We start from the raw sequence: 21,678 nt of genomic DNA on the forward strand, positions 1-21,678 counted from the left end.
CGGGGGCCGCCCCCGCCGCCTCGTGGCCCCCGGCCCCGGCCGCCTAGTCACCCCCCCCCCCCGCCGCGCCCCCCGCCCCCCCCCCCGGGGGCGGGGCGGGCCCGCCCCCCCCCCGCGCCCCGCCGGGGGGTCGGCTCCTGTGCGTAGCGGCCGCGGTGTCCGCTCCGCCGCGGGCGGAGCCGGCCTGCCCGATACGCTCGGGGCTGACCTGCGGGAACGCGCCCGGCTGCGGCAGCCGCGCGCCCGGCCCGCGGCACACCGAGGAACGGAGACAACGTGCGGATCGGACTGCTGGGCACCGGCACCTGGGCGGAGCGGGTGCACGCACCCGTGCTCGCCGAGCACCCCGGGCTGGAGTTCACCGGCGTCTGGGGCCGCCGCCCGGAGGCCGCCGAGGCGCTGGGCGCCGCGCACGGCGTGCCCGGGTACGGCGACCTGGACCGGCTGCTGGCCGAGGTGGACGCCGTCTCCATCGCCCTGCCGCCGTCCGTCCAGGCCGGACTCGCGGTCCGGGCCGCCGAGGCCGGCTGCCACCTGCTGCTGGACAAGCCGGTCGCGTTCACGGTGCCGGACGCCCGGGCGGTGGCCGAGGCGGCGCGCACCCACCGCCTCGCCTCGGTGGTCTTCTTCACCGTCCGCTTCGGCGGCGAGCAGATCCCGTGGATCGAGCGGCAGGCCGGGCTCGGCGGCTGGTTCACCGGCCGCTCGGACTGGCTCGGCTCGGTGTTCGCGCCGGGCAGCACCAGCCCGTACGCGGCCTCGCCGTGGCGCAGGGACAAGGGCGCGCTGTGGGACGTCGGCCCGCACGCGCTGTCCGTCCTGCTGCCGGTGCTGGGCGACGCGACGGAGGTCACGGCCGTCGCCGGGCCGCTGGACACCGTCCACCTGGTGCTCCGGCACGCCGGCGGAGCCTCCAGCACGCTGGCGCTGAGCCTGACCGCCCCGCGCGCGGGCGGCGGCGTCGCGATGGAACTGCGCGGTGAGCACGGGGTGGCCCGGCTGCCCGAGCGCGGCGAGGGACCGACGGTGGCCCTGCACCGGGCGGTGGACGCCCTGCTGGCCTCCGCCGCCTCCGGCGAGGTGCACCCCTGCGGGGCCGACTTCGGCCTGCGGGTGGTGGAGGTGCTGGCGGCGGCCGAACGGTCGCTGGCCGCCGGCGGCCCGGTCGCGGTCTGAGGCCGGTCCGACTGTGCTCAGGGGGCGGTGACGGGCACCGAGGTGCCCGCCACCGCCCCCTTCCGTCAGATGCCGAACGGCGCCGCGTAGCGGACCGTGCCGGCGGGCAGCGGGTGGTCGGCGTCCAGGGCGAGGGCCATCAGGGCCTCGTCCGGGACGTCGATGGTCAGGCCGATGCCGTGGGTGGAGGCCCGGGTGAAGCCGAACCGGGGGTAGTAGTCCGGGTGCCCGAGGAGGACGACGTACCGCTCGCCCCGCTCCCGGGCCGCGTCGAGGGCGGCCCGGACGGCGGCCGAGCCGGCGCCGGTCCGCTGGTACGCGGGGAGCACGGCGCACGGGGCCAGGCACAGGGCCGGGACGTCGCCGATGTGGCAGCGGGTCAGCAGGGCGTGGCCGACCACGGTGCCGGCGGCGTCGGTGGAGACCACGGACAGGCCGTCGAGCCAGGCGGGATCGGCGCGCAGCGCGTCGACGAGGTCGGCCTCGGCCGGGGTGTCGAAGGCGGCGGCGTTGACGGCGTGAACGGTCGGGATGTCGGCGCCGGTCTCGGCGCGGGTGTTCCAGTTGCGCATGTTGGTACGGGGATTCCGTTCCTGGAAGGTGTACGTGTGATGCCCCGCGAGCTCACGCTCCCGGCGGGGCAGGACAGGGCAGGGTCAGGCCGCGGCCCGGGACGCGAGGGAGACCCGGACGCTGCGCACGGCGGCCTTCGACGCGGTCATCAACCCCACCTCCCTACTCTCTGCTCCTGATCGGCACGTACTGCGTTCGAGTGTACCCGACCCGTTCCGGAGCCGCCGGGGATTTCTTCTCAGACCGGCGGCAGGCCCGGCGCCGAGGACTCCGGGCGGCGGTCGGTGGGGCGGGCCGGCGGGATGACCGGGGCGCGGAAGTCGCGCGGGCCGGTCCAGAGGGCGGGGACGGCGTCGCCGCGGCGGGCCAGTTCGTAGGCCAGGGCCTCGTAGTTGACCCGCCAGCCGCGGAAGTGCCGCCAGGCGTCCTCGACCGGGCGCTCGCGCGGGAAGCCCGCCGCGGTGATCATCGCGACGGCGCCCAGGTACTCGGCGTAGCCGAGGCGGATCGGGGTGTCCGGGTCCGGGTCGGTGTCGAAGTCGATCCGCAGGGCCCGGCCGATGTCGCGCATCGCGGTGAAGCCGGCCCGGATCACCAGCCGGGCCTCGGGCGGGGCGGAGCGCGGGCAGAGGGAGAGGTGGAGGGCGGCGGCGTCCATCACCGCGATCAGCCCGACCACCCAGCTGCGGTTGGGCTGGGGGGAGCGGAAGGCCAGCAGCACCGGGTAGTTGGAGTGGCTCTCGCCGATGTCGGCGGCCAGCCGCTCCCAGTCGCGGTAGAGCTGGGGGAGCGCGGTCTCGGTGTCGACCAGGGACTGCCGGGCGAGCAGCTCCGGGCCCCAGGCGGGTTCGCCGGCCCGGGACTGCAGCAGCGTCACCTCGGTCTCGCGCCGCTGGTAGGCCGCGTACAGGGTGGGCAGGTAGGCGATCTGCAGGGCGATCACCAGCGGGCCGCTGGCGGCGGCCATGAAGTCGATCGCGGACAGCTGGAGGCGTTCGCCGCTCGCGTAGCCGAGGGTGAAGAGGCTGGAGCCGGCCTCCCGGATGGAGATCGACCAGCTGAGTTCCGAGGTGCCGTGCAGCAGCAGGGTGTAGGCGAGCAGCATCCCGCTGAGCCACACCGTGAGCATGCCGAGCAGCACCAGCGGGGCGAGCCAGGTCAGGGCGCGGTCCTGCGCCCGGTAGGTGCCGAAGGGGGTGGCCCACAGCCGCAGGGTGGTGCGCAGCAGCGCCCAGAGCCGGAACACCAGGGCCGAGTAGAGCCCGCGGGGGACGACCAGGGTGCGCAGGATGCTGCCCACGACGAGCAGGAGCAGCAGCACGCCGATCAGGGTGTGGATCAACCTCATGGCGACATTGTGGCGGTAGGCCGCCGGGGGCGCGGGGCCGGACGGGCCGGATTGCCCGGGTGCGGTTCGGTTCCCCCGGCCCGATATGAACATGATCACACTGATCTCGGCCCCCCAAAGGACGGCCGGTTCGGCATCTGACGGGGTGGAGGGGGCCGCCCCAGGAGATCGGAGACCGGATGCGCGCACAGCAGGGTGGGGAAGCCGAGGAGGAGCGGAGCGACCGCCGGAGGTGGCGTCCGCTGCGGCGGATCGACTACCCGCGCCGCGGTCGGCGCGGCGTCCGGCGCTGGCTCCCCTCCTGGCGCCAGCTGCTCCTGACGACCGGTCTCGGGACGGCGGTGCTGAGCGGCCTGGCGGGCTGGTTCTACGTCACCACCCACGTCCCGGAGGACCTGAACGCCTTCGCCACCCAGCAGAACAACGTCTACTACTGGGCGGACGGCACCGAGATGGCCCGGATCGGCGAGACCAACCGGCAGGAGGTGCCGCTGGGCCAGGTGCCCGAGTCGGTCCGGTGGGCGGTGCTCTCCGCGGAGAACGAGACCTTCTACTCGGACCCGGGGGTCTCGGTCAGCGGCATCGGCCGCGCCGTCTACGAGATGGCCACCGGCGGCGACACCCAGGGCGGCTCGACCATCACCCAGCAGTACGTCAAGAACATCTACCTCAACCAGCGCCAGGACGTCTCCCGCAAGCTCAGCGAGATGGTCATCGCGGTCAAGCTGGGCCGTCGGATGAGCAAGCAGGACATCCTGGCCGGCTACCTGAACACCAGCTGGTTCGGGCGCGGCAGTTACGGCATCGAGCGCGCCGCGGCCGCGTACTACGGCAAGGACGTGTCGCAGCTCGACCCCAGCGAAGGGGCCTTCCTGGCCGCCCTGTTGAAGGGTGCCGGGCAGTACGACCCGGCGGTGAGCCCGGAGAACCACGAGCGGGCCGTGGAGCGGTGGTCCTGGATCCTGGACCGGATGGTCGACGGGGGCAGGCTCTCCGCCGCCGAGCGGGCCCGGTACACGGTGTTCCCCGAGCCGCGGACACCGCCCAAGGGGGCCGGCCTCGCCGGCCAGATCGGCTACCTGGTCGACCTGTCCAGGGGCTTCGTGGAGAGCCACAGCGACATCACCCCGGCCCAGTTCGACCTCGGCGGCTACCAGATCCGCACCACCTTCGAGAAGGCGAAGGTCAACGCCCTGGCCGCGGCCGTGCAGGAGGCCACCAAGGGCCTCGACCCGGACAACCGGGAGGCCGACAAGCTGCTCAAGGTCGGCGCCGCCTCGGTCGCCCTGGACGGGCGGATCGTCGCCCTCTACGGCGGCCCCGACTACCGCAAGCAGGGCTTCAACAACGCCAACACCTCGACCGTGCCGATGGGTTCGGCCTTCACCCCGCTGGTGTACGCGGCCGGACTCGACCAGGGCGTGCAGCGCCGGCGCGACGGCGGCCGGACCCCGGTGACGCCCGGCACGACGTACGACGGCGACAACGGCGTCAACGTGACGACTCCGGAGGGGCCGTACTGGGGGCGGGACGGGAAGATCGTCAAGACCGCCAACGACGGCAAGCGGAACTGGGGCCGGGTCAGCCTGCGCAGCGCGGTCGAACAGTCCGTCAACGGGCCGCTGATGCAGCTCGGCATGGACGTCGGCCTCGACAAGGTGCAGCAGACCGCGGCGGCCCTCGGCCTGCTCCCCGAGAGCCTGGGCGAGCTGGTCCCCGCCTTCGGCGTCGGCAACTCCACCCCGAGCGCGATCCGCGCCGCCGACGCCTACGCCGCCTTCGGGTCCGGCGGCAGCCACACCGACCCGTACTCCGTGTCGGGCGTCACCCGCAACGGCAAGCCCGTCGACCTGCGGCTGCCCACCGCCGCCCGGGCGCTGCCCGCGGCCGTGGCGGCCGACGTGGACACCGCCCTCAAGGGCGCCGTCCGCGGCGGCAGCGCCCAGGCGGTGGCGGGGGCGGGCGTCGGCCTGGCGGCGAAGCCCGGCACCACCCCGGACCGCACCGCGGGGTGGACCGTCGGCTACAACGGGCAGCTGTCGACGGCGGTCACGGTGTTCCGGGCGGACCTCACGGACATGAAGCTGCAGTCCCTGGAGGGGGTCGGCGGAGCCGCTCCGGACACCCCGGACTCGGACCTGCCGGGGCGGATCTGGACGGCGTTCATGAAGACCGCCGGGCAGTAGCCGTAGCCGTAGCCGTGGCGGTGGCCGTAGTCGTGGCGGTGGCCGCTGTCGTTCAGCGGGCCCACGGGCGGAGCTTCTCCGGGTTGCGGACCACCCAGATCCCGGTCACCCGGCCGTCCGCGACGTCGAACGCGGCCACCGTCAGCACGACGCCGTCGCGCCGGGCCACCAGGCCCGGCGCGCCGTTGACCGGGCACTCCAGCAGTTCCATGCCCGGGGCCCGGTCGGCGACGGCCAGCATGTACTGGGCGATCAGCGCGCCGCCCGCCACCGGGCGCAGCACGGTGCCGACCAGGCCGCCGCCGTCGGCGGTCATCACGGCGGCCGGGTCCAGGACGGCGACCAGGGCCGCGATGTCCCGGCTCTGCCAGGCCTCCTTGACCCGCCGTACGGTGTCGGCCCGCGCGGTCGGCGTCGCCGGGGCCGGGGCGGCACCGACCCGGCGGCGGGCGGAGGAGGCCAGCTGCTTGCAGGCCGCCGGGGTGCGGTCGAGGACGGCGGCGATCTCGGCGAAGGAGTAGCGGAAGACGTCGTGCAGGACGAAGGCCACCCGCTCGGCCGGGGTCATCGACTCCAGGACGACCAGGAAGGCCATCGCCACCGACTCGTCCAGGACGATCAGGTCGGCGAGATCGGCGCTCCCGGCCCGGTCCGACAGCGGTTCCGACAGCCCTGCCGGCAGCCCTGCCGACAGCGGTCCCGGCAGCGGTTCGGGCAGCCAGGCGCCGACGTAGCGCTCGCGCCGGGCCCGGGCCGAGCCCAGGAGGTCCAGGCAGATCCGGCCGGTGACGGTGGTGAGCCAGGCGCCGGGGGCCCGTACCTCCCGCCGCCGGCCGGGCGGCAGGGCGTACCAGCGCGCGTACGCCTCCTGCACGGCGTCCTCGGCCTCGGTCAGCGAGCCGAGCAGCCGGTAGGCGACGTTGAGCAGTCGGTGCCGCTCGCCGAAGGTCGCGTCGGTGTCCGCCCCCGCTGCCGTCATGCGCTCGCCTTACCTTTCACGGGCCTGCGTCGTCGGATCGGTGAGACCCTACCGATCCACTGCCCCCGGGCGGAGAAGAGGACCACGACATGGCCACCCCGACGACCACCGCGACGCACCGGTTCCCGTTCCTGCGGGCCGCGATCGCCCTGCAGACCCTGACCGTCCTGCTCCAGGCCGTCTCCGCCGGACTGCTGCTGACCACCTCCTACGGGGAGACGCTGCACGGCGTCGGCGCCCGGGTGATGTACGGGGCGTCGATGCTCTACCTGCTGGCGGCGGTGCTGGCCTGGAAGCCGGGCGGCGGGCCGGTGCGACCGGTGGGGGAGGCGGCCGGCTTCCTGGCGCTCGCCTCGGTGCAGGTCGTGCTCGGCATCGCGCACGTCCCGGCGGTCCATCTCCCGCTGGGGGTGCTGATGTTCGGGCTGAGCCTGCTGGCGCTGGCCCGTCGTACGGGCTGAGCGCCGGTCACTTCACCAGGCGGGACCAGTCGCCCGGTTGGCCGGGGTCGAGTTGGCGGAGCCTGTCGAGGACCTTCGGGTCCTGGGCGTCCAGCCAGTCGGCGACCTGGCGGAAGGAGACGCAGCGGACGCCGTCCTGGTGGCAGACGTTCTTCACCACGTCCTCGACGGCGTCCATGTAGATGCCGCCGTTCCAGTCCTCGAAGTGGTTGCCGATGAACAGCGGGGCGCGGCTGCCGTTGTAGACCCGGTTGAAGCCGGCCAGGTAGCTGTCCCGGGCCTCCTTCTCCCAGTCGGCGTACTTCTTCGGGTCGCCCTTGGTGGTGTCCCCGGACTGGCCGGCCAGGAAGTTGTAGTCCATCGAGAGGCCCTGGGAGGACTTGGCCGGGAAGGGCAGCATCTGGAGCGGGAAGTTCCAGATGCCGCCCTTCTTGACCGGCCAGACCTGGAACTCGCCCGGAGAGCTGGCGTCGTAACGGAAGCCGGCGGCCTTCTCGGCCGGGAGGAGGTTCTTCTGCCCCTGGAGGCAGGGGGCACGGCCGCCGACCAGCTCCTTGGTGTAGTCGAAGGGCAGCGGCGGCATGTTCTTGAGGCCGGTGTTGGTCTTCCAGTTGGTGACGAAGGAGACCGCCTGGTCGAGCTCGCTCTTCCACTCCTCGGTGCTCCAGTCGTCGCCGCCCTTGGAGCCGCAGAAGTGCCCGTTGAAGTGGGTGCCGATCTCGTTGCCGTCCAGCCAGGCGAGGCGCAGCTGCTCCAGGGTGTCCTTGATGTGGGCGTCGGTCGCGTAGTCGATCGAGGCGGCGCCCGGGTCGTGCTGGGGCGGGTGGTAGAGCGACTTCTTGGACTTGGGCAGGGTGTAGAGGCCGCTCAGGAAGTACGTCATCTGGGCGTTGTTGTCCGCGCCCAGCTTGCGGAAGCGGGAGAACAGGCGGTCGTCGCCCTCCAGGGCGCCGTCCCAGGAGAAGACGACGAACTGCGGCGGCTTCTCACCCGGTTTCAGCTTCTCCGGCTTCGGCTGCTTGGGCTGCGGGCCGGTGTAGGAGGTGGAGCCGTCCCCGAGCACGTGGACCTGGCCGTCCCAGGTGGGCGTCGGCGTCGGGGTGGGCGTGGGCGTCGGGGTGTCGGCGGCGCTCGCCTCCGGGGCCGCCGGGTCGGGATCGGGGGCGGCGGCGTTGGGTCTGCTCTCGGAGAAGGAGTCCCCCGTGGTGAGCGTGAGGGACGCGACGACCCCCACGGCCAACAGGACGACCGCACCGCGAGCAGTCCGCACGGATTCCCTTTCCTTCGGCGACAGTTTCGATCACACAGGGTTCTCCCTAGATCGATGACCTGAGCCGTCGGAAACGTTGCACGGGTGGTCGTACGGATTTTCGGACGGGTGGTCGGACTGAGGCTCCGTCGGGCGCTGGGCTCGGCTCAGGACGCCGGGCCGCCGGCCGGAGGGGCGCCGCTGATGGTGGCCTCGTACAGAGCTCGGACGGCCGGGCCGAAGGGGGCGCTGTAGGAGATCTGGGGGGTGTTGCCGCCGGTGTGGTAGCCGCCGATGAGGCCGATCACGGCCCAGCCGCCGAACCAGGGGATCAGCATGGGGCCGCCGGAGGTGCCGCCGGTGAAGCCGTCGCAGGCGATGCGCTCGAAGGTGCCCGGGTCGGCGGGGTCGTCGCTGGCCCAACGGGTGGTCCGGCTGAAGCACTCCACGGGTTTCGGGGCGCCGCCCGGGTAGCCGATCATCCGGACCGGGGCGTGGGCGTACCCGGTGCCGGTGAGCAGCTGCACCGAGCCCGCGACGTCCTCCAGTGCGTCACCCGCCTGGTTGGGCTCGGTGACGGCGAAGCCGAAGTCGTAGGCGGCGCCCGCGTGTTCGCCCCGGTCGTAGTACTCCTGTGCGACGTGGACGCCGTTCGCCCGGACCGGGAAGACGCCCAGGGGCGTGAGCCCGTCGTGGTACTGCGGGACGAACGCCAGGTGCCGCGTGGGGGAGCCGCCCGCGTAGCCCTTGAGGCAGTGGCCCGCGCTCAGGGCCAGGTCGCGGCCGGGGCTGTGGACGACGGCTCCGCTGCAGGTGCGGCCGGTGCCGGTGGCGTCGGTCCAGAAGAAGGCGCCGGCCTGGGGGATGCCGTCGAAGCTGCGGCTCGGGGGGATGTACTCGCCGGGGCGGGGGCCGTCGGCGGTGGGCCGGGCGGCCTTGGTGTCGAGGGGGAGCGCGGCGGCCATCCGGGCGGGGGTCCAGTAGGCGCTGAGCTGTGCGGCGGTGCTGGTGGTGGGTGGGGTCGCGGCGGTGGCGGTGGCGGTGGCGGTGGCGGTCGGGGCGAGGGTGGCGGTGGAGAGGAGGGCGACGGCGATGGCTGTGGTGAACCTGGACGCCATGGGTGGTCCCTTCCGGCTGGATGAGGGGGGCTTCGATGCGGGCACCCGCAGTTGTGGGTGCCCACGATCGGGGCCGACTCACCCTCACTGTCGGCCGATCAGCCGATGGTGCGTCGGAAGGCCTTGGCGTCCTCGGGGCCGGAGGAGTCGATCAGGCGGACCTCGAAGGTGGTGGGAGTGTTGGTCCGGACCCAGGCCTGCGCCTGCGCGTACGAGTAGAAGCGGAGCGGCTCGTCGGCCGGGGGGAGGGCCTTGACGCATTCGGTGGTCGCGCGGTCCCGGATGACCCAGGCCTGGTAGTGGGTACCGCGCGGGGAGTCGGCGGGGAGGATGGCGTAGCGGTCGCTCATCGGCCGGTCGCCGCCTGGGTGAAGCCGGCGGCCTGGAAGCCGCGCACGGGGGTGCAGGGGGTGTTGGGGGGCATGGCTGTCTCCGTTGTAGCGCATAGCGATCGATGCATCACTTGCTGTAGCCATGGTGCCGTGTCGCCGTCCATCATCGGAAGTCGATCCGGACCTTGGAGCGGATGCTCAGCCCCCTGGTGATGCATTGGCGGGATCCGACCCCCTCCTTCCCTCCCGCGAGCCCCCGGATCGGTCGGTCCGGGGGCTCACGGCATTGACAGGGGGCATCCTCCGGTTGAATGCTAAGCAAGCGCTTAGTCAATGATCCGCCGTCCTGAGGAGCCGCCCGATGGTCGAGAGCCCCGCTGACCTGCCCGGTCTGGATCTGGTGCGGCTGCGCACCCGTCTGGACACCGAGCTGCCCGGCCTCGTCCGGGGGCCGTTGCGGGCCGAGCTGGTCGAGGGGGGCCGCTCGAACCTCACCTACGTGCTCACGGACGGCACCGGCCGCTGGGTCCTCCGGCGCCCCCCGCTCGGGCACGTCCTCGCCACCGCGCACGACATGGGCCGTGAGCACCGGGTGATGTCCGCCCTCCGGGACACCGATGTCCCCGTCCCCCGCATGCTGCTGATCGACCACGGCACCGACGTGCTCGGCGCCCCCTGGTACCTGATGGAGTACGTCGACGGCCTCGCCCACCGGGACCGCAAGACCCTCGCCGCCCTCGGGGAGGACCGCGTCCGCGCCCTCGGCCGCCGCCTCGTCGAGACCCTCGCCGCCCTGCACCGGATCGATCCCGCCGACGTCGGCCTCGACGACTTCGGCCGGCCCGAGGGCTACCTGGAGCGCCAACTGCGCCGCTGGTCGACCCAGTTGGAGAAGTCCCGCTCCCGCGACCTCCCCGACCTCGACCGGCTGCACACCCTGCTCGCCGAACGGCGCCCCGTCTCGCCCGCGCCCGCACTGGTGCACGGCGACTACCGGCTCGACAACGTCCTGGTCGACGACACCGACGCCATCACCGCCGTCCTCGACTGGGAGATGTCGACTCTCGGCGACCCGCTCACCGACATCGGCCTCCTTGTGATGTACACCGAGATCGCCGGCATCGGCGGCGGCATCATCCCCGACGCCATGACCGCCCCCGGCTTCCCCAAGGCCGAGGAAATCGTCTCCTACTACGCCGAGTTGACCGGCCGTCAGGCAACCGATCTGGACTGGTACGTGGCCTTCGCCTCCTTCAAGCTGGCCGTCATCGCCGAGGGCATCCACTACCGCTTCCAGCAGGGCCGCACCCTGGGCGCAGGTTTCGAGCGCGCGGGCGAGATGGCCCCGATCCTCGCCCGGCACGGACTGACCACCCTCAAGGAGAGCTGACAGCCATGGACTTCGCCTACGACGCCCGGACGAACGTACTCCGCGAGCAACTCCTCGCTTTCCTGGCCGAGCACGTGTACCCGGCCGAGAGCACCCTCGCCCAGCAGCTCGCCGACCCGGACCGCACCCCCTGGAGCGTCCCGCCCGTCGTCGCCGACCTCCAGACGGAGGCCCGCAAGCAGGGCCTGTGGAACCTGTTCATCCCCGGCGAGCACGGCGCCGGTCTCACCAATCTCCAGTACGCCCCGCTCGCCGAGATCACCGGCCGCAGCATCCAGCTGGCCCCGCCGGCCCTCAACTGCGCGGCCCCCGACACCGGCAACATGGAACTCCTCGCCCAGTTCGGCAGCGCCGAGCAGCAGGAGCGCTGGCTGCGGCCGCTGCTGGACGGCGCGATCCGCTCCGCGTTCGCGATGACCGAGCCCGAGGTGGCCTCCTCGGACGCCACCAACATCGCCACCCGGATCGAGCGCGACGGCGACCAGTACGTGGTCAACGGCCGCAAGTGGTACATCACCGGCGCGATGAACCCGGACTGCAAGCTGTTCATCGTGATGGGCAAGACCAACCCGGACGCCGCCCCGCACCGCCAGCAGAGCATGGTGCTGGTGCCGCGCGACACCCCCGGCCTCACCGTCAAGCGCGGCATGACGGTCTTCGGCTACGACGACGCCGACCACGGCGGCCACGCCGAGGTGCTGTTCGAGGACGTCCGGGTGCCCGTCGAGAACCTGATCGACGAGGAGGGCAGCGGCTTCGCCATCGCCCAGGCCCGGCTCGGCCCGGGCCGGATCCACCACTGCATGCGGGCCATCGGCATCGCCGAGCGCGCGCTGGAGCTGATGTGCCGCCGGGCGAGCGAGCGGGTGGCCTTCGGCCGGCCGCTCGCCGAGCAGGGCGTGGTGCAGGACTGGATCGCCGAATCCCGGGTCCGGATCGAGCAGTTGCGGCTGCTGGTGCTCAAGACGGCCTGGCTGATGGACACCGTCGGCAACCGCGGTGCGCACACCGAGATCCAGGCCATCAAGATCGCCACCCCGCGCACGGTCGAGTGGATCCTCGACAAGGCCGTCCAGACCCACGGTGCCGCCGGTGTCAGCCAGGACACCCCGCTCGCCCAACTCTGGGCCGGCAACCGCACCCTGCGCCTCGCGGACGGGCCGGACGAGGTGCACAAGCGCTCCCTGGCCCGGCGGGAACTCAAGCAGTACCGCTGAGCACCTCGCCTGCCGGGGGACGGCCCCGGCAGGCGGCAGGCGGCAGGCGGCAGGCGCGACGGGCGCGGTCGGCCCGTGGCCAGGCGGTCAGATGCTCAGCTGGCCGGGCCGGTCCGCCGCGCGCAGTTCGGCCCTGGCGCGGTCCGCCCACGGGGTGGCGCCGAGGGCCTCGAAGCTCGCGAGGGCGGCGCGCAGCGGTGCCCGGGCGCCGGCGGACGCCCCCGTCCGGCGCAGCCGTTCGCCCTGGGCCAGTTGGACCCGGGCGTGGTCGAAGCGCCAGCGCTCGGCGCCGGGGGTGTCCAGCGCGAGGGCGAACAGCCGCAGTGCCTCCTCGTCGTCCTCGGTGCACAGCGCGGCGGAGGCCTCGACCAGCAGGGCGTGCCGGGACGAGACGGCGGCGATGCCGTTCTCGCGCATCGCGCGGACGTGGGCGGCGGCCTCCTCGCGGCGGTCGCCGCGGACGGCGGCCTCGACCAGGTGGGCTGCCATCCAGAGGGCGTGCGGGGCGTGCGAGGCGAGGGTGCCGGCCGGGCTGACCGCGACGGCGTGCCGGTGGGCGAGCGCGTGGTCCCCGTCGCCGAGGGCCGCCACGGCGGCGGCGTGGTGGGCGTAGTGGGCGGCGCAGGGCGCGCGGTGGCGGGTGGCCCAGTCGATCACGGTGCCGGCCGTGGCGAGGCTCTCCGCGGTGTGGCCGCGGGCGCCCAGGACGATCGCCTCGATGTACTGGAAGTACCAGGCGAAGGCGTCGTAGCCGTGCTCCCGGCAGGCGCCGAGGCCCTCCCGGGCGAGGTCGAGCGCCTCGTCCCAGGCGCCGGTGAGGTAGTCGTCCAGGCAGAGGTGGATGAGGGCGGAGATGTAGCGCCGGGCCGGGCCGCCCTCGCGCCCGGCGCGGACCACCTGCCAGGCGGGGGTGCGGACCTCGCCGAGCCGGTCGAGGTAGAGCGCCCCGGTGCCGACCCGGGTGGTGAGGACCGGGTCGGCCTCGCCGGCCGGGGCGGCGGCCAGGGCGAGGGTGAGCGCGTCGAGCGGGCCGTGGGCGGCGGCGCCGGTGCGGGCGGGGTCGGAGAAGGTGCGGCCGAGGACGGCCAGGAAGGCCGGCGGGCCGGGGGTGAGGCGCTCCACGGCCCGGTAGTAGGACTGCCACAGGGCCTCGTCGGCGCCGAAGAAGCAGAGCACCGCCAGGACGTGCAGGGCGTCGACCAGCGCCTTGTCCTCGGCCCGGTGGCCGTGGGCGGCGGCCGCGGACTCGATGGCGGAGGTGAGCAGGCGGTGCGCCGCGGGAACGTCGCCGTCGCCGTTGAGGAGCAGCAGGGCGGCGGCGGTGGCGGAGTGCAGCGAGCCGTCGCCGACCGGGGCGGCCTGCCGGGCGTGGTCGAGGAGTCGGCGGGCGCTGGTGAGGGCGCCGGTGGACTCGGCCCCGAGGTAGGCGGCCTCGGCGAGGCGGCGGCCGCGCTGCGGACCGTCGGGGGTGAGCTCGGCCGAGCGGACCAGGGTGCGCATGGCGCCGGAGGCGTCGCCGCGGCGCAGGCTGAGCCCGGCGGCGTGGGCGAGGAGCGCGGCGACCTCCTCGTCCGGTTCGAGGGTGGCCTCGCCCAGGTGCCAGGCCCGGCGCTCGGGCCGGCCGGCCAGGGCGGCGGCCAGGGCCGCGTGGGCGGCGCGCCGGGCGCTGCTCGGGGCCTGCCCGACCACGGCGGAGCGGATCAGCGGGTGGCGGAAGGCCAGCCGGCGGCCGCCCTCCTCGACGTGCACCAGCCGCTCCTGCTCCAGCGGCGCGAGGTCGTCCCGGCGGTGCTCCGGGTCCTGGCCGTGTTCCGGGTCCTGGCCGTCGCCCTGGCCGTCGCCCGGGCCGTGTTCCGGTCCGTGTGCCGGGCTCTGGCCCGGGCCGGAGCCCGTGCCGAGCTCCTCCGCGGCCCGGCGGGCGGCGGCCCGCAGGACGCCGAGGTCGCCGGTGCCCTCCAGCGCGGCGAGCAGCAGCAGCCGGCGGGAGGGGGCGGGCAGGCCGGCCACCCGGGCGCCGAACAGCCGCTCCAGCCGGTTGCCGAGGGACGAGACGGCGATCGGCGTCACGGGGACGGGCGGTACGGCCGGGCAGTCCACCGGGTCCGGCGGCAGGGCGGTCGGCAGTTCCAGCAGGGCCAGCGGGTTGCCGCCCGCCTCGGCCAGCACCCTGCGGTGCGCGCTGCGGGAGAGGTCGGGGAAGCGGCTGCCGAGCAGGCGGCCGGCGGCCTCCTCGGCCAGCGGCGGCAGGTCGTGGGCGGGTAGGGCGTCGGCGTCCCGGGGGCCGAGCTCGCCGGGGCGGGCCGCGGCCAGGAAGGCGATGTCCAGGCCGGGGGCCCGGCGGGCGACCGAGCCGAACACCGCGGTGCTGGCCGGGTCGACCCAGTGCAGGTCGTCGACGAGCAGGAGCAGCGGCCGCCCGTCGGCCACGGCCTGGAGGAACCGCAGCACCGCGTTGGACACCAGCAGGTGCTCCGGGGCCGGACCGGTGTCGAAGCCGAGTGCCACCCGCAGGGCGGCCCGCAGCGGGGTGTCGAGCCGCTCCAGGGCGGCGAGGTGCGGGAAGAACAGCTGGTTGAGGACCGAGTAGCCGCAGTGGGCCTCGAACTCGACGCCGGAGGCCCGGAGCACCCGGGCGCCGTCGGCGGGCGCGGCGGCGGCCAGCGCGTCCAGCACGGCGCTCTTGCCGACCCCGGCCTCCCCGGAGAGCAGCAGCGCGCCGCCGCCGCTGCCCAGGCGCAGCCGCTCGCGGAGCAGCCGCAGGTCGCGGTCGCGCCCGATCAGCGGGCACCCGGCTTCGGGCGTGCCGGAATCCGCCACAGCTGCTTCCCTCCCGAGGACCACTCACCCACCCGTGCGCCGGGGCCGGTCCGGCGGCGGAGAACCTGCTCCGCCCGGCCGCGAACGCCCTGGTCAGGTCCAGTATGACGGACCCGGACCGGCCGGGTGGACGGTGGACCGGCAGGGCCCTGGGCCCGCCTGGCCCGGGGCGTACCCGCCTGGCCCGTAAGGGTGTCATACCGGAGTAGTCGGGGGGACTTGGCTCCCCGGTACGACGGCCCCGGCGCGCCCCGCCCGTAGCGTCTGCTCCGTGACCGAACCGGACGAGGAGGCTGGCATGGGCAGGCGGGGACGGGCCGTGGCGGCGGTGCTGTTGGCGGCGTCGGCGACGCTCGGGGTGACGGGTGCGCCGGGCGCGGTGGGCGCGGTGGCGGCGCCGGCGGTGGACGGCGGGGCCGCGCGGCAGGCCACGGCCTGGCTGCCGCGGCCGACCGGGCCGTACCCGATCGGGACGACCTCGCTGCGGCTGACCGACGCCGGGCGGGAGGACCCCTGGAAGCCGGGCCGGGCGCGTGAGGTGATGGTCAGCCTCTGGTACCCGACCGCCCGCCCGGCCACCGGTGGGGAGCGGGCCCGCTACATGGAGCCCGCGGCCGGGGCGCACTTCGGCGGCGACAGCGGCGTCGGTGACCTCAACTACCACGTGCGGCCCGGCAGTACGGACTGGTCGGGGATCCTCACCCACGCCCGCCGGGACGCCCCGGCCCGGCCCGGCGGCCCCCGCCCGGTGGTGCTGTACTCGCCCGGGCTGGGCGACCCGCGCACCTGGGGGACGGCCCTGGTGGAGGACCTCGCCTCGCGCGGCTACGTGGTCGTCACCGTCGACCACACCTACGAGGCCTCCGAAGTCGCCTTCCCCGACGGGGAGCTGGCCACCTCGGTGTTCCCCGCCATGCTCCGACAGCCCGGCCTGGACGTCGGCGCCGTGCTGCGCAAGTCCCTGGCCGCCCGGGTGGCGGACACCCGCTTCGTGCTGGACGAACTCTCCGGGCTGCGCCGCGCCCCGGGCCTGCCGGCCGGCGTCGGCGCCTCGCTGGACCTGGACCGGATCGGCATGGTCGGCCACTCGGCGGGCGGCTTCACCGCCCTCCAGGCCATGCACGACGACCCGCGGATCGCCGCCGCGGTCAACCTGGACGGCCAGCTGCACTTCCCCGGCCCCGACGGCCGCACCGGTGTCTTCCTGCCCGACTTCGTCGAGGACGGCCTGGACCGCCCGTTCCTGCTGATGGGCACCCGGGAGTCCGACTCCGGGAGCTACCACCGGCAGCCCGGCTGGGACGCCCTGTGGCAGCACAGCACCGGCTGGCACGCCGACCTCACCCTGGAGGGCTCCCGGCACGGCTCCTACACCGACGCCCAGTCCCTGCTCCCGCTGCTCGCCCGCCAGGGCGCCGTCACCCCGGAGGTGCTGGCCGCGGACGTCGGCGACGTCCGCCCCGACCGTGCCGAGCTCGCCACCCGCTCCTGCGTGGCGTCCTTCTTCGACCGCTGGCTGCGCGGCCACGACGACCACCTGCTGGACGGCCCCTCGGACCGCTTCCCGGAGCTGACGTACGAGCGGTAGCCGACGGCGGACCCCTCAGCGGATCTCCGAGCCGGGATTGGCCTCGTCCCAGCGCTGCCGCGAGGCGAGCATGGCGTCGTGGTGGGCGTAGGACCAGTCCGCCATCGCCCGCACCAGGTGGGTCAGGCTGTGGCCGAGCTCCGTCAGCTCGTACTCCACCTGGGGCGGGACGGTCGGGTGGACGGTCCGGGTGACCAGCCCGTCGCGTTCCAGCCGGCGCACCGTCAGGGTCAGCATCCGCTGCGAGATCCCCGGCAGGGCGCGCTGCAGCTCGCGGAACCGCCGTACGCCCCCGGCGAGTTCGACCACGGCGAGGACGGACCACTTGTCGCCGAGCCGGGTCAGCAGGTCGCGGATCCCGCAGTCGACGTCGTCCTCGCACCAGACGACCGGGCGGGGGGTGGTTACCGCGCTGTGCCCTACGGACATGGAAGTGCCTCCTTACGCCGGACGCCCAGGCTACCGAGGATGGTCCCGTCCCCGAGGATCGGCCATCAGGAGGAGAACCATGCTGCTCGTCACCGGTGTCAACGGAGGTCTCGGCACCCTCGTGCTGGAGCGGCTCGGCGCGCGCGAGGACGTCGTCGCCGGGAGCCGGACGCCCGGCGCGGTGGAGGCCGAGGTGCCCGTCCGGCTGGTGGACTTCGACCGGCCGGAGACCCTCGCCGAGGCCTTCGCGGGGGTCCGGACCCTGCTGCTGATCTCGGCGGGCGCCGCGGAGGACGACGTGGTGATCGCCCGGCACGGCGCGGCGATCGGGGCGGCGGAGCGGGCGGGCGTCGAGCACGTCGTCTACACCAGCCTCTCCGGCGACGGCGACCACCTGCCGTACGCGCTGGCGCACCGCTGGACGGAGCGCCGGCTGCGCGAGTCCGGCACGCTGCGCTGGACGGTGCTGCGCAACGGCCTCTACGCGGAGCTGCTGGCCGCGATCGCCGCGCCCGGCCCCGACGGGGTGATCACCGCGCCGCTGGGGGCGGGGCGGCTGGCGGCCGTGGCGCGGGCGGACCTGGCCGAGGCGGCGGCGAAGGTGGCGCTGGCGCCCGCCGGGCACGCGGGGCGGACGTACGAGCTGGTCGGGGAGCGGGCGGTGGGCGGTGCGGAGGTGGCCGGGGTGCTGGGCGCCGAGTACCGTCCGGGCGGGCTCGCGCAGGCCCGGACGGCGCTGGCGGCCTCGGACGCGCTGCACGACTTCCAGGTGCCGATGACGGTGGGCACCTACTCGGCGATCGCGCACGGCTTCCTGGCCGGGCCGGGCGGGCCGGGCGACCTGGCGGCGCTGCTGGGCCGCCCGCCGCGCCCGGCGCTGGAGGTCATCGCGGGACGCTAGTCCCCGGGCCCCGGTCGGCGGCGCGCTGGGCGTCGATCCGGGCGTGGGCGTCCGGCCACGCGATCGGCAGCCGCCCGACCGGGGTGTCCCAGAACGTGAAGGTGGACTCCCGCATGGTGGAGCGAAGTCCGGTCATGGTGCTGCGGTGGGGTTCGGCGGCGGCGAAGGCGGTCAGGGCTTCGCCGCTCTCCCAGGCGGAGAGCGTCCAGAAGGTCCGCCGGAGCGGCCGGGCGATCAGCGAGGCGCCCAACGCGCCCGGGGTGTTGCGGAGTTGGCGCCAGACGGCGAGCGAGCGGAGGAAGAACCGCGGGACGTCGGCGAGTGAGTGGACCTCGAAGCGGGAGGCCATGACGACCGCCCGGGTGTCGGGGGCGGGCGGATTCGGGGTGATCCAGGGCAGCGTGGGCACGGCTGACTCTTCTCCTCGGCGAGGGCGCCACATTGGGTAGTGGCACTATCTATATTAGACAGTGCTGGTATCCAAATGCCAGGGGAAAGCCCGACCAGAGGAAAGCCCGAGGTGTCCGCCGTGCGCATCTCCGAACTGAGCCGCCGCAGCGCGGTCCCGACCGCGACCATCAAGTACTACCTGCGCGAGGGCCTGCTGCCGCCCGGCCGGGCCACCGCCGCCACCCAGGCCGAGTACGACGAGAGCCACCTGCGGCGGCTGCGCCTGGTGCGCGCGCTGATCGGGGTGCGGGGGCTGAGCGTCAGCGCCACCCGGGAGGTGCTCGGCGCGGTGGCCGAGCACGCGGGGGAGCGGCACCAGGTGCTCGGCCTGGTGCTCGGGGCGCGGCCGGTGGACGAGGACGCCCCAGCGCCCGGACCGGCGCCCGGACCGGCGCCTGAACCGGCGCCCGGCGCCGCCGAGGTGGACGCGCTGATCGGCGCCCTCGGCTGGGAGGTCTCCGAGTACGCCCCTGCCCGGGCCGCGCTCGGCGAGACCCTGGAGACCCTGCGCTCGCTCGGCGCCGCACTCGACCCCGCCACCCTGCGCGGCTACGCCGAACTGGCCGAGCGGACCGCCGTCCTCGACCTCGACCAGCTCGACCCGGACGCCGACCCGCTCGAACAGGCCGAGCGGGCCCTGCTGCGGACCGTCCTCCTGGAGCCGGCGCTGCTCGCGCTGCGGCGGCTGGCCCAGGAGAACGAGTCCGCCCGGCGCGGCGGTTGAGCCGTTCGCCGGTGCAGGCGTCCGTCGGTGCAGCCGTCCGTCGGGCTACTCGCCCAGGACGGCGATCCGCCCGGTGCTGCGCCCGTCGGCGACCAGCTGGACGGCCGCCGCGGCCTCCGCCAGCGGGACCCGGGCGCTGACCAGCGGCCGGACCACGCCCTGCTCGGCGAGCTCGGTCAGCGCGTCGTGGGCGGCGCGCACGGCCCGCGGGTCGTGGGTGTTGTACAGGCCCCAGTGCAGGCCGAGGATCGTGTAGTTCTTCACCAGGGCGTGGTTCAGCGCCGGGGCCGGGATCTGCCCGGCGGCGAAGCCCACCACCACGATCCGGCCCTCGAAGGCCACGCACCGGGTGGAGCCGGTGTAGGCCTCGCCGCCGACCGGGTCGAAGACCACGTCCGCGCCGCGCCCGCCGGTGAACTCCTTGACGGCGGCGACGAAGTCCCCGGCCGGGCCGTCGGCCGTCCGGTCCACCACCAGGTCGGCGCCGAGCGCCCGGGCCGCCTCGGCCTTGGCCGGGCCGCCGACCACGGCGACCACCCGGGCCCCGGCGGCCCGGCCGAGCTGGACGGCCGCACTGCCGACCCCGCCGGCCGCCGCGTGCACCAGCAGGGTCTCCCCGGCCCGCAGCCGGGCCCGGCGGTGCAGGGCGAACCAGGCGGTCTGGTGGCCGATGTGCAGCGCCGCCGCCTCGGCGTCGTCCAGCGACTCGGGCGCCGGGAACGCGGCCGCGGCGTCCAGCAGTGCGTACTCGGCGAAGGCGCCGTGCGGCAGCACCGGGTTGCCGATCAGCCGCTCGCCGCGCCGGGCGCCGTCCGCGACCTCGCCGCACAGCTCCACACCCGGGGTGAACGGCAGCGGCGGGCGGACCTGGTAGTGCCCGCGCACCATCAGCGCGTCCGGGAAGTTCACCGCCGCCGCCCGGACCTTGACCAGCAGCTGCCCCGGGCCCGGCACCGGCCGGGCGGCGTCCTCGGTGAGCCGCAGCACCGCGGCCGGCTCGCCGAGTTCGGTGACCTGCCAGGCCCTCACAGCGCCCCGCCCTTCTCCAGCCCCTGCTGGAGCCGGTTCACCCCGGCGATCCAGCGGTCCGGTTCGGTGGCCCGGACGCGGTAGTACTCGGCGACCTCGGGGTGCGGCAGGATCAGGAACCGCTCCTCCCGCAGTGCCGCCAGGGCCGCCTCGGCGACCTCCGCCGGGTCCAGGGCGGTCGGCACCAGCAGCGCCTCGCCGACCGCGCCGGTGGAGGCCAGCATGTCGGTGCGCACCCCCTGGGGGCAGAGCGCGTGCACCCGGACGCCGCGGTGGCGGTAGGTGGCGGAGAGCCACTCGGCGAAGGCGAGCGCGCCGTGCTTGCTGACCGCGTACGGGGCCGAGCCGAGCATGGTGAGCAGCCCGGCGGCCGAGACGGTGGCCAGGAAGCGGCCCTGGCCGCGCTCCAGCCAGCGGGGGAGCAGCAGGTCGGCCGCTCGTACGTGGGCCAGGACGTTGACCTCCCAGGCGCTCGTCCAGGCCTCGGCGGGGGCGTCGGCGCCGCCGATCGGGGCGACGCCCGCGTTGGCGCACCACACGTCGATCTCGCCGAGCTCCGCGCGGGCCCGCCCGACCAGGGCGGCGAGGCCCTCGGCGGAGGCGGCGTCCCCGGGGAGGGCGGTGCCGCCGCACTCCTTCGCGACCGTGCGGGCGGCGTCGGCGTCCAGGTCGTTGACCACCACCCGGGCGCCGGCCGCGGCGAAGGCCCGGGCGAGCGCGGCGCCGATGCCCCGGCCGGCGCCGGTCACCACGACGCCCTGGCCGGTCAGGTCGCCGCTCGGCCCGGCCGGTCCGGCGGGGGCGCCGCTCACAGCCCACCGCCGAGGGTGACTCCGCCGTCCACCACCAGGGTCTGGCCGGTGATCCAGCCGGACTCCGGGGAGAGCAGGAAGGCGACCGCGCCCGCGACGTCCTCGGGGACGCCGAGCCGGCCCAGCGGGTAGGCCTTGACGACCTTCTCCTCCCGGCCCTCGTACAGCGCCTCGGCGAACTTGGTCTTCACCACGGCGGGGGCCACGGCGTTGACCCGGATGCCCTGCGGGCCCAGCTCGGCGCCGAGTTCGGTGGTGAGCCGGATCAGCGCGGCCTTGCTGATGCCGTACATGCCGATCCCGAGCGAGGCGCGGATGCCGGCGACCGAGGCGACGTTGACCACCGAGCCGCCGTGCTCGCCCATCCAGGCGGCGTGGGCCCGGCGGGTCCAGGCCAGCGGGCCGAGCACGTTGACGGCGAAGATCTTGGCGGCCGCGTCGGGGTCGGTCTCCAGGACCGGCCCGTAGATCGGGTTGATGCCGGTGTTGTTGACCAGGTGGTCGAGCCGTCCGAAGGCCTCCAGGGTGCGGGCGACCGCCTCCTCCTGGTGGGCCGGGTCGTCGGCCTTGCCGGCGACCGCGATCGCGTTGTCCGGGCCGCCCAGGTCGCGGACGGCCTCGGCGAGCGGCTCGGGGTTGCGGGCGGTCAGGCAGACCTTGGCGCCGCGGTCGACCAGTTCGCGGGCGATGCCGAGGCCGATGCCCCGGCTCGATCCGGTCACGACGGCCACCCGGCCCTTGAAGGAGTGCACCACGGAGGGTCCTGCCTTTCCGGTCTGCTCTGGAGTGCTGACTAAGCGCTTGCTCAGCATGCTGTCGGTGCGAGAGCCTGTCAACAGTCCGCCGGGCCGCACCGGAGCGGCCGGCGGGAATGCCTGTACGACTTCTCTGGGAGGATG

Annotated in this window: 20 protein-coding genes; 8 read left to right on the forward strand and 12 right to left on the reverse strand. The window is 74.9% G+C overall.

Going from position 1 to position 21,678, the window contains the following annotated elements:
- Window positions 1-276: 276 nt before the first annotated feature.
- A complete protein-coding gene (locus ACFY2K_RS36670) occupies window positions 277-1,176 on the forward strand; it encodes a Gfo/Idh/MocA family protein (RefSeq protein WP_380595416.1) in 900 nt (299 codons plus the stop codon).
- Between the two features lie 65 nt (window positions 1,177-1,241).
- Here the strand turns inward: ACFY2K_RS36670 and ACFY2K_RS36675 are convergent, their stop codons facing one another.
- A complete protein-coding gene (locus ACFY2K_RS36675; protein ID WP_387717013.1) occupies window positions 1,242-1,748 on the reverse strand; it encodes a GNAT family N-acetyltransferase in 507 nt (168 codons plus the stop codon).
- Between the two features lie 239 nt (window positions 1,749-1,987).
- Window positions 1,988-3,097 (reverse strand): hypothetical protein, encoded by a 1,110-nt coding sequence (locus ACFY2K_RS36680; RefSeq protein WP_375896326.1) that lies wholly within the window; start codon window positions 3,095-3,097, stop codon window positions 1,988-1,990.
- 179 nt (window positions 3,098-3,276) lie between these two features.
- On the opposite strand from ACFY2K_RS36680, the gene ACFY2K_RS36685 reads away from it, so the two are divergent.
- Window positions 3,277-5,283 (forward strand): transglycosylase domain-containing protein, encoded by a 2,007-nt coding sequence (locus ACFY2K_RS36685; protein ID WP_387717016.1) that lies wholly within the window; start codon window positions 3,277-3,279, stop codon window positions 5,281-5,283.
- 52 nt (window positions 5,284-5,335) lie between these two features.
- Here the strand turns inward: ACFY2K_RS36685 and sigJ are convergent, their stop codons facing one another.
- Window positions 5,336-6,262, reverse strand: coding sequence for an RNA polymerase sigma factor SigJ (gene sigJ, locus ACFY2K_RS36690; protein WP_387717018.1), 927 nt, complete (start codon window positions 6,260-6,262; stop codon window positions 5,336-5,338).
- An 89-nt stretch (window positions 6,263-6,351) separates the two neighbouring features.
- Here sigJ and ACFY2K_RS36695 point away from each other — a divergent pair, with 89 nt between their 5' ends.
- On the forward strand, window positions 6,352-6,723 hold the full coding sequence (locus ACFY2K_RS36695) for a hypothetical protein (RefSeq protein WP_380592224.1): 372 nt from the start codon (window positions 6,352-6,354) through the stop codon (window positions 6,721-6,723).
- A gap of 7 nt (window positions 6,724-6,730) precedes the next feature.
- On the opposite strand, the gene ACFY2K_RS36700 is transcribed toward ACFY2K_RS36695, so the two are convergent.
- The 3 genes from ACFY2K_RS36700 to ACFY2K_RS36710 all read right to left on the reverse strand — a co-directional run bounded on the left by ACFY2K_RS36700 (window position 6,731) and on the right by ACFY2K_RS36710 (window position 9,440).
- Window positions 6,731-7,993: a hypothetical protein gene (locus ACFY2K_RS36700; protein ID WP_380592225.1), complete on the reverse strand. Its 1,263-nt coding sequence runs from the start codon at window positions 7,991-7,993 to the stop codon at window positions 6,731-6,733.
- A 146-nt stretch (window positions 7,994-8,139) separates the two neighbouring features.
- Complete coding sequence (locus ACFY2K_RS36705; RefSeq protein WP_387717020.1) at window positions 8,140-9,090, reverse strand: trypsin-like serine peptidase; 951 nt, start codon at window positions 9,088-9,090, stop codon at window positions 8,140-8,142.
- Between the two features lie 98 nt (window positions 9,091-9,188).
- Window positions 9,189-9,440 (reverse strand): hypothetical protein, encoded by a 252-nt coding sequence (locus ACFY2K_RS36710; RefSeq protein ID WP_380524363.1) that lies wholly within the window; start codon window positions 9,438-9,440, stop codon window positions 9,189-9,191.
- 343 nt (window positions 9,441-9,783) lie between these two features.
- On the opposite strand from ACFY2K_RS36710, the gene ACFY2K_RS36715 reads away from it, so the two are divergent.
- Both ACFY2K_RS36715 and ACFY2K_RS36720 read left to right on the forward strand, forming a co-directional pair.
- Window positions 9,784-10,812 (forward strand): phosphotransferase family protein, encoded by a 1,029-nt coding sequence (locus ACFY2K_RS36715; protein WP_387717022.1) that lies wholly within the window; start codon window positions 9,784-9,786, stop codon window positions 10,810-10,812.
- 5 nt (window positions 10,813-10,817) lie between these two features.
- Complete coding sequence (locus ACFY2K_RS36720; RefSeq protein ID WP_380524360.1) at window positions 10,818-12,029, forward strand: acyl-CoA dehydrogenase family protein; 1,212 nt, start codon at window positions 10,818-10,820, stop codon at window positions 12,027-12,029.
- Window positions 12,030-12,116: 87 nt separating this feature from the next.
- Here the strand turns inward: ACFY2K_RS36720 and ACFY2K_RS36725 are convergent, their stop codons facing one another.
- Window positions 12,117-14,846 carry an AAA family ATPase gene (locus ACFY2K_RS36725; RefSeq protein ID WP_387717024.1) on the reverse strand — a complete coding sequence of 910 codons (2,730 nt, stop codon included), beginning with the start codon at window positions 14,844-14,846 and terminating at the stop codon, window positions 12,117-12,119.
- 298 nt (window positions 14,847-15,144) lie between these two features.
- Here ACFY2K_RS36725 and ACFY2K_RS36730 point away from each other — a divergent pair, with 298 nt between their 5' ends.
- Window positions 15,145-16,434, forward strand: a complete 1,290-nt coding sequence (locus tag ACFY2K_RS36730) for an alpha/beta hydrolase family protein (RefSeq protein ID WP_380642411.1) — start codon at window positions 15,145-15,147, stop codon at window positions 16,432-16,434.
- A 15-nt stretch (window positions 16,435-16,449) separates the two neighbouring features.
- Here ACFY2K_RS36730 and ACFY2K_RS36735 read toward each other — a convergent pair whose 3' ends face one another.
- The gene (locus ACFY2K_RS36735; RefSeq protein WP_380524354.1) at window positions 16,450-16,863 is read right to left on the reverse strand and encodes a winged helix-turn-helix transcriptional regulator; all 414 of its coding nucleotides are present in this window, start codon (window positions 16,861-16,863) and stop codon (window positions 16,450-16,452) included.
- Window positions 16,864-16,942: 79 nt separating this feature from the next.
- Here ACFY2K_RS36735 and ACFY2K_RS36740 point away from each other — a divergent pair, with 79 nt between their 5' ends.
- Window positions 16,943-17,764 (forward strand): NAD(P)H-binding protein, encoded by an 822-nt coding sequence (locus tag ACFY2K_RS36740; protein WP_380592233.1) that lies wholly within the window; start codon window positions 16,943-16,945, stop codon window positions 17,762-17,764.
- Here ACFY2K_RS36740 and ACFY2K_RS36745 read toward each other — a convergent pair.
- A complete protein-coding gene (locus ACFY2K_RS36745) occupies window positions 17,748-18,173 on the reverse strand; it encodes a DUF3291 domain-containing protein (protein ID WP_387717027.1) in 426 nt (141 codons plus the stop codon). The two genes, ACFY2K_RS36740 and ACFY2K_RS36745, sit on opposite strands and share 17 nt — an antisense overlap.
- Before the next feature lie 120 nt (window positions 18,174-18,293).
- On the opposite strand from ACFY2K_RS36745, the gene ACFY2K_RS36750 reads away from it, so the two are divergent.
- The gene (locus ACFY2K_RS36750) at window positions 18,294-18,938 is read left to right on the forward strand and encodes a MerR family transcriptional regulator (RefSeq protein WP_387717029.1); all 645 of its coding nucleotides are present in this window, start codon (window positions 18,294-18,296) and stop codon (window positions 18,936-18,938) included.
- 45 nt (window positions 18,939-18,983) lie between these two features.
- On the opposite strand, the gene ACFY2K_RS36755 is transcribed toward ACFY2K_RS36750, so the two are convergent.
- Genes ACFY2K_RS36755 through ACFY2K_RS36765 form a run of 3 tightly spaced genes read right to left on the reverse strand, consistent with a single transcriptional unit; the run spans window position 18,984 to window position 21,534 of the window.
- Window positions 18,984-19,967, reverse strand: a complete 984-nt coding sequence (locus ACFY2K_RS36755) for an NADPH:quinone oxidoreductase family protein (RefSeq protein WP_387717031.1) — start codon at window positions 19,965-19,967, stop codon at window positions 18,984-18,986.
- Window positions 19,964-20,779: an SDR family oxidoreductase gene (locus ACFY2K_RS36760; protein ID WP_375896363.1), complete on the reverse strand. Its 816-nt coding sequence runs from the start codon at window positions 20,777-20,779 to the stop codon at window positions 19,964-19,966. Before ACFY2K_RS36760 ends, ACFY2K_RS36755 begins: the two co-directional genes overlap by 4 nt.
- Complete coding sequence (locus ACFY2K_RS36765) at window positions 20,776-21,534, reverse strand: SDR family oxidoreductase (RefSeq protein ID WP_375896364.1); 759 nt, start codon at window positions 21,532-21,534, stop codon at window positions 20,776-20,778. The genes ACFY2K_RS36760 and ACFY2K_RS36765 overlap by 4 nt, the downstream gene beginning before the upstream one ends.
- Between the last annotated feature and the right edge of the window lie 144 nt (window positions 21,535-21,678).

Origin of the sequence: Kitasatospora sp. NPDC001309 (genome assembly GCF_042896295.1) — a bacterium.
Classification (GTDB): Bacteria; Actinomycetota; Actinomycetes; order Streptomycetales; family Streptomycetaceae; genus Kitasatospora.

Excerpts from the sequence above, each read along its gene's own strand:
- ACFY2K_RS36675 (WP_387717013.1), bottom strand. The coding sequence starts at position 1,748 with ATGCGCAACTGGAACACCCGCGCCGAGACCGGCGCCGACATCCCGACC.
- ACFY2K_RS36680 (WP_375896326.1), bottom strand. The coding sequence starts at position 3,097 with ATGAGGTTGATCCACACCCTGATCGGCGTGCTGCTGCTCCTGCTCGTC.
- ACFY2K_RS36685 (WP_387717016.1), top strand. The coding sequence starts at position 3,277 with ATGCGCGCACAGCAGGGTGGGGAAGCCGAGGAGGAGCGGAGCGACCGC.
- sigJ (WP_387717018.1), bottom strand. The coding sequence starts at position 6,262 with ATGACGGCAGCGGGGGCGGACACCGACGCGACCTTCGGCGAGCGGCAC.
- ACFY2K_RS36695 (WP_380592224.1), top strand. The coding sequence starts at position 6,352 with ATGGCCACCCCGACGACCACCGCGACGCACCGGTTCCCGTTCCTGCGG.
- ACFY2K_RS36705 (WP_387717020.1), bottom strand. The coding sequence starts at position 9,090 with ATGGCGTCCAGGTTCACCACAGCCATCGCCGTCGCCCTCCTCTCCACC.
- ACFY2K_RS36710 (WP_380524363.1), bottom strand. The coding sequence starts at position 9,440 with ATGAGCGACCGCTACGCCATCCTCCCCGCCGACTCCCCGCGCGGTACC.
- ACFY2K_RS36715 (WP_387717022.1), top strand. The coding sequence starts at position 9,784 with ATGGTCGAGAGCCCCGCTGACCTGCCCGGTCTGGATCTGGTGCGGCTG.
- ACFY2K_RS36720 (WP_380524360.1), top strand. The coding sequence starts at position 10,818 with ATGGACTTCGCCTACGACGCCCGGACGAACGTACTCCGCGAGCAACTC.
- ACFY2K_RS36730 (WP_380642411.1), top strand. The coding sequence starts at position 15,145 with ATGGGCAGGCGGGGACGGGCCGTGGCGGCGGTGCTGTTGGCGGCGTCG.
- ACFY2K_RS36735 (WP_380524354.1), bottom strand. The coding sequence starts at position 16,863 with ATGTCCGTAGGGCACAGCGCGGTAACCACCCCCCGCCCGGTCGTCTGG.
- ACFY2K_RS36740 (WP_380592233.1), top strand. The coding sequence starts at position 16,943 with ATGCTGCTCGTCACCGGTGTCAACGGAGGTCTCGGCACCCTCGTGCTG.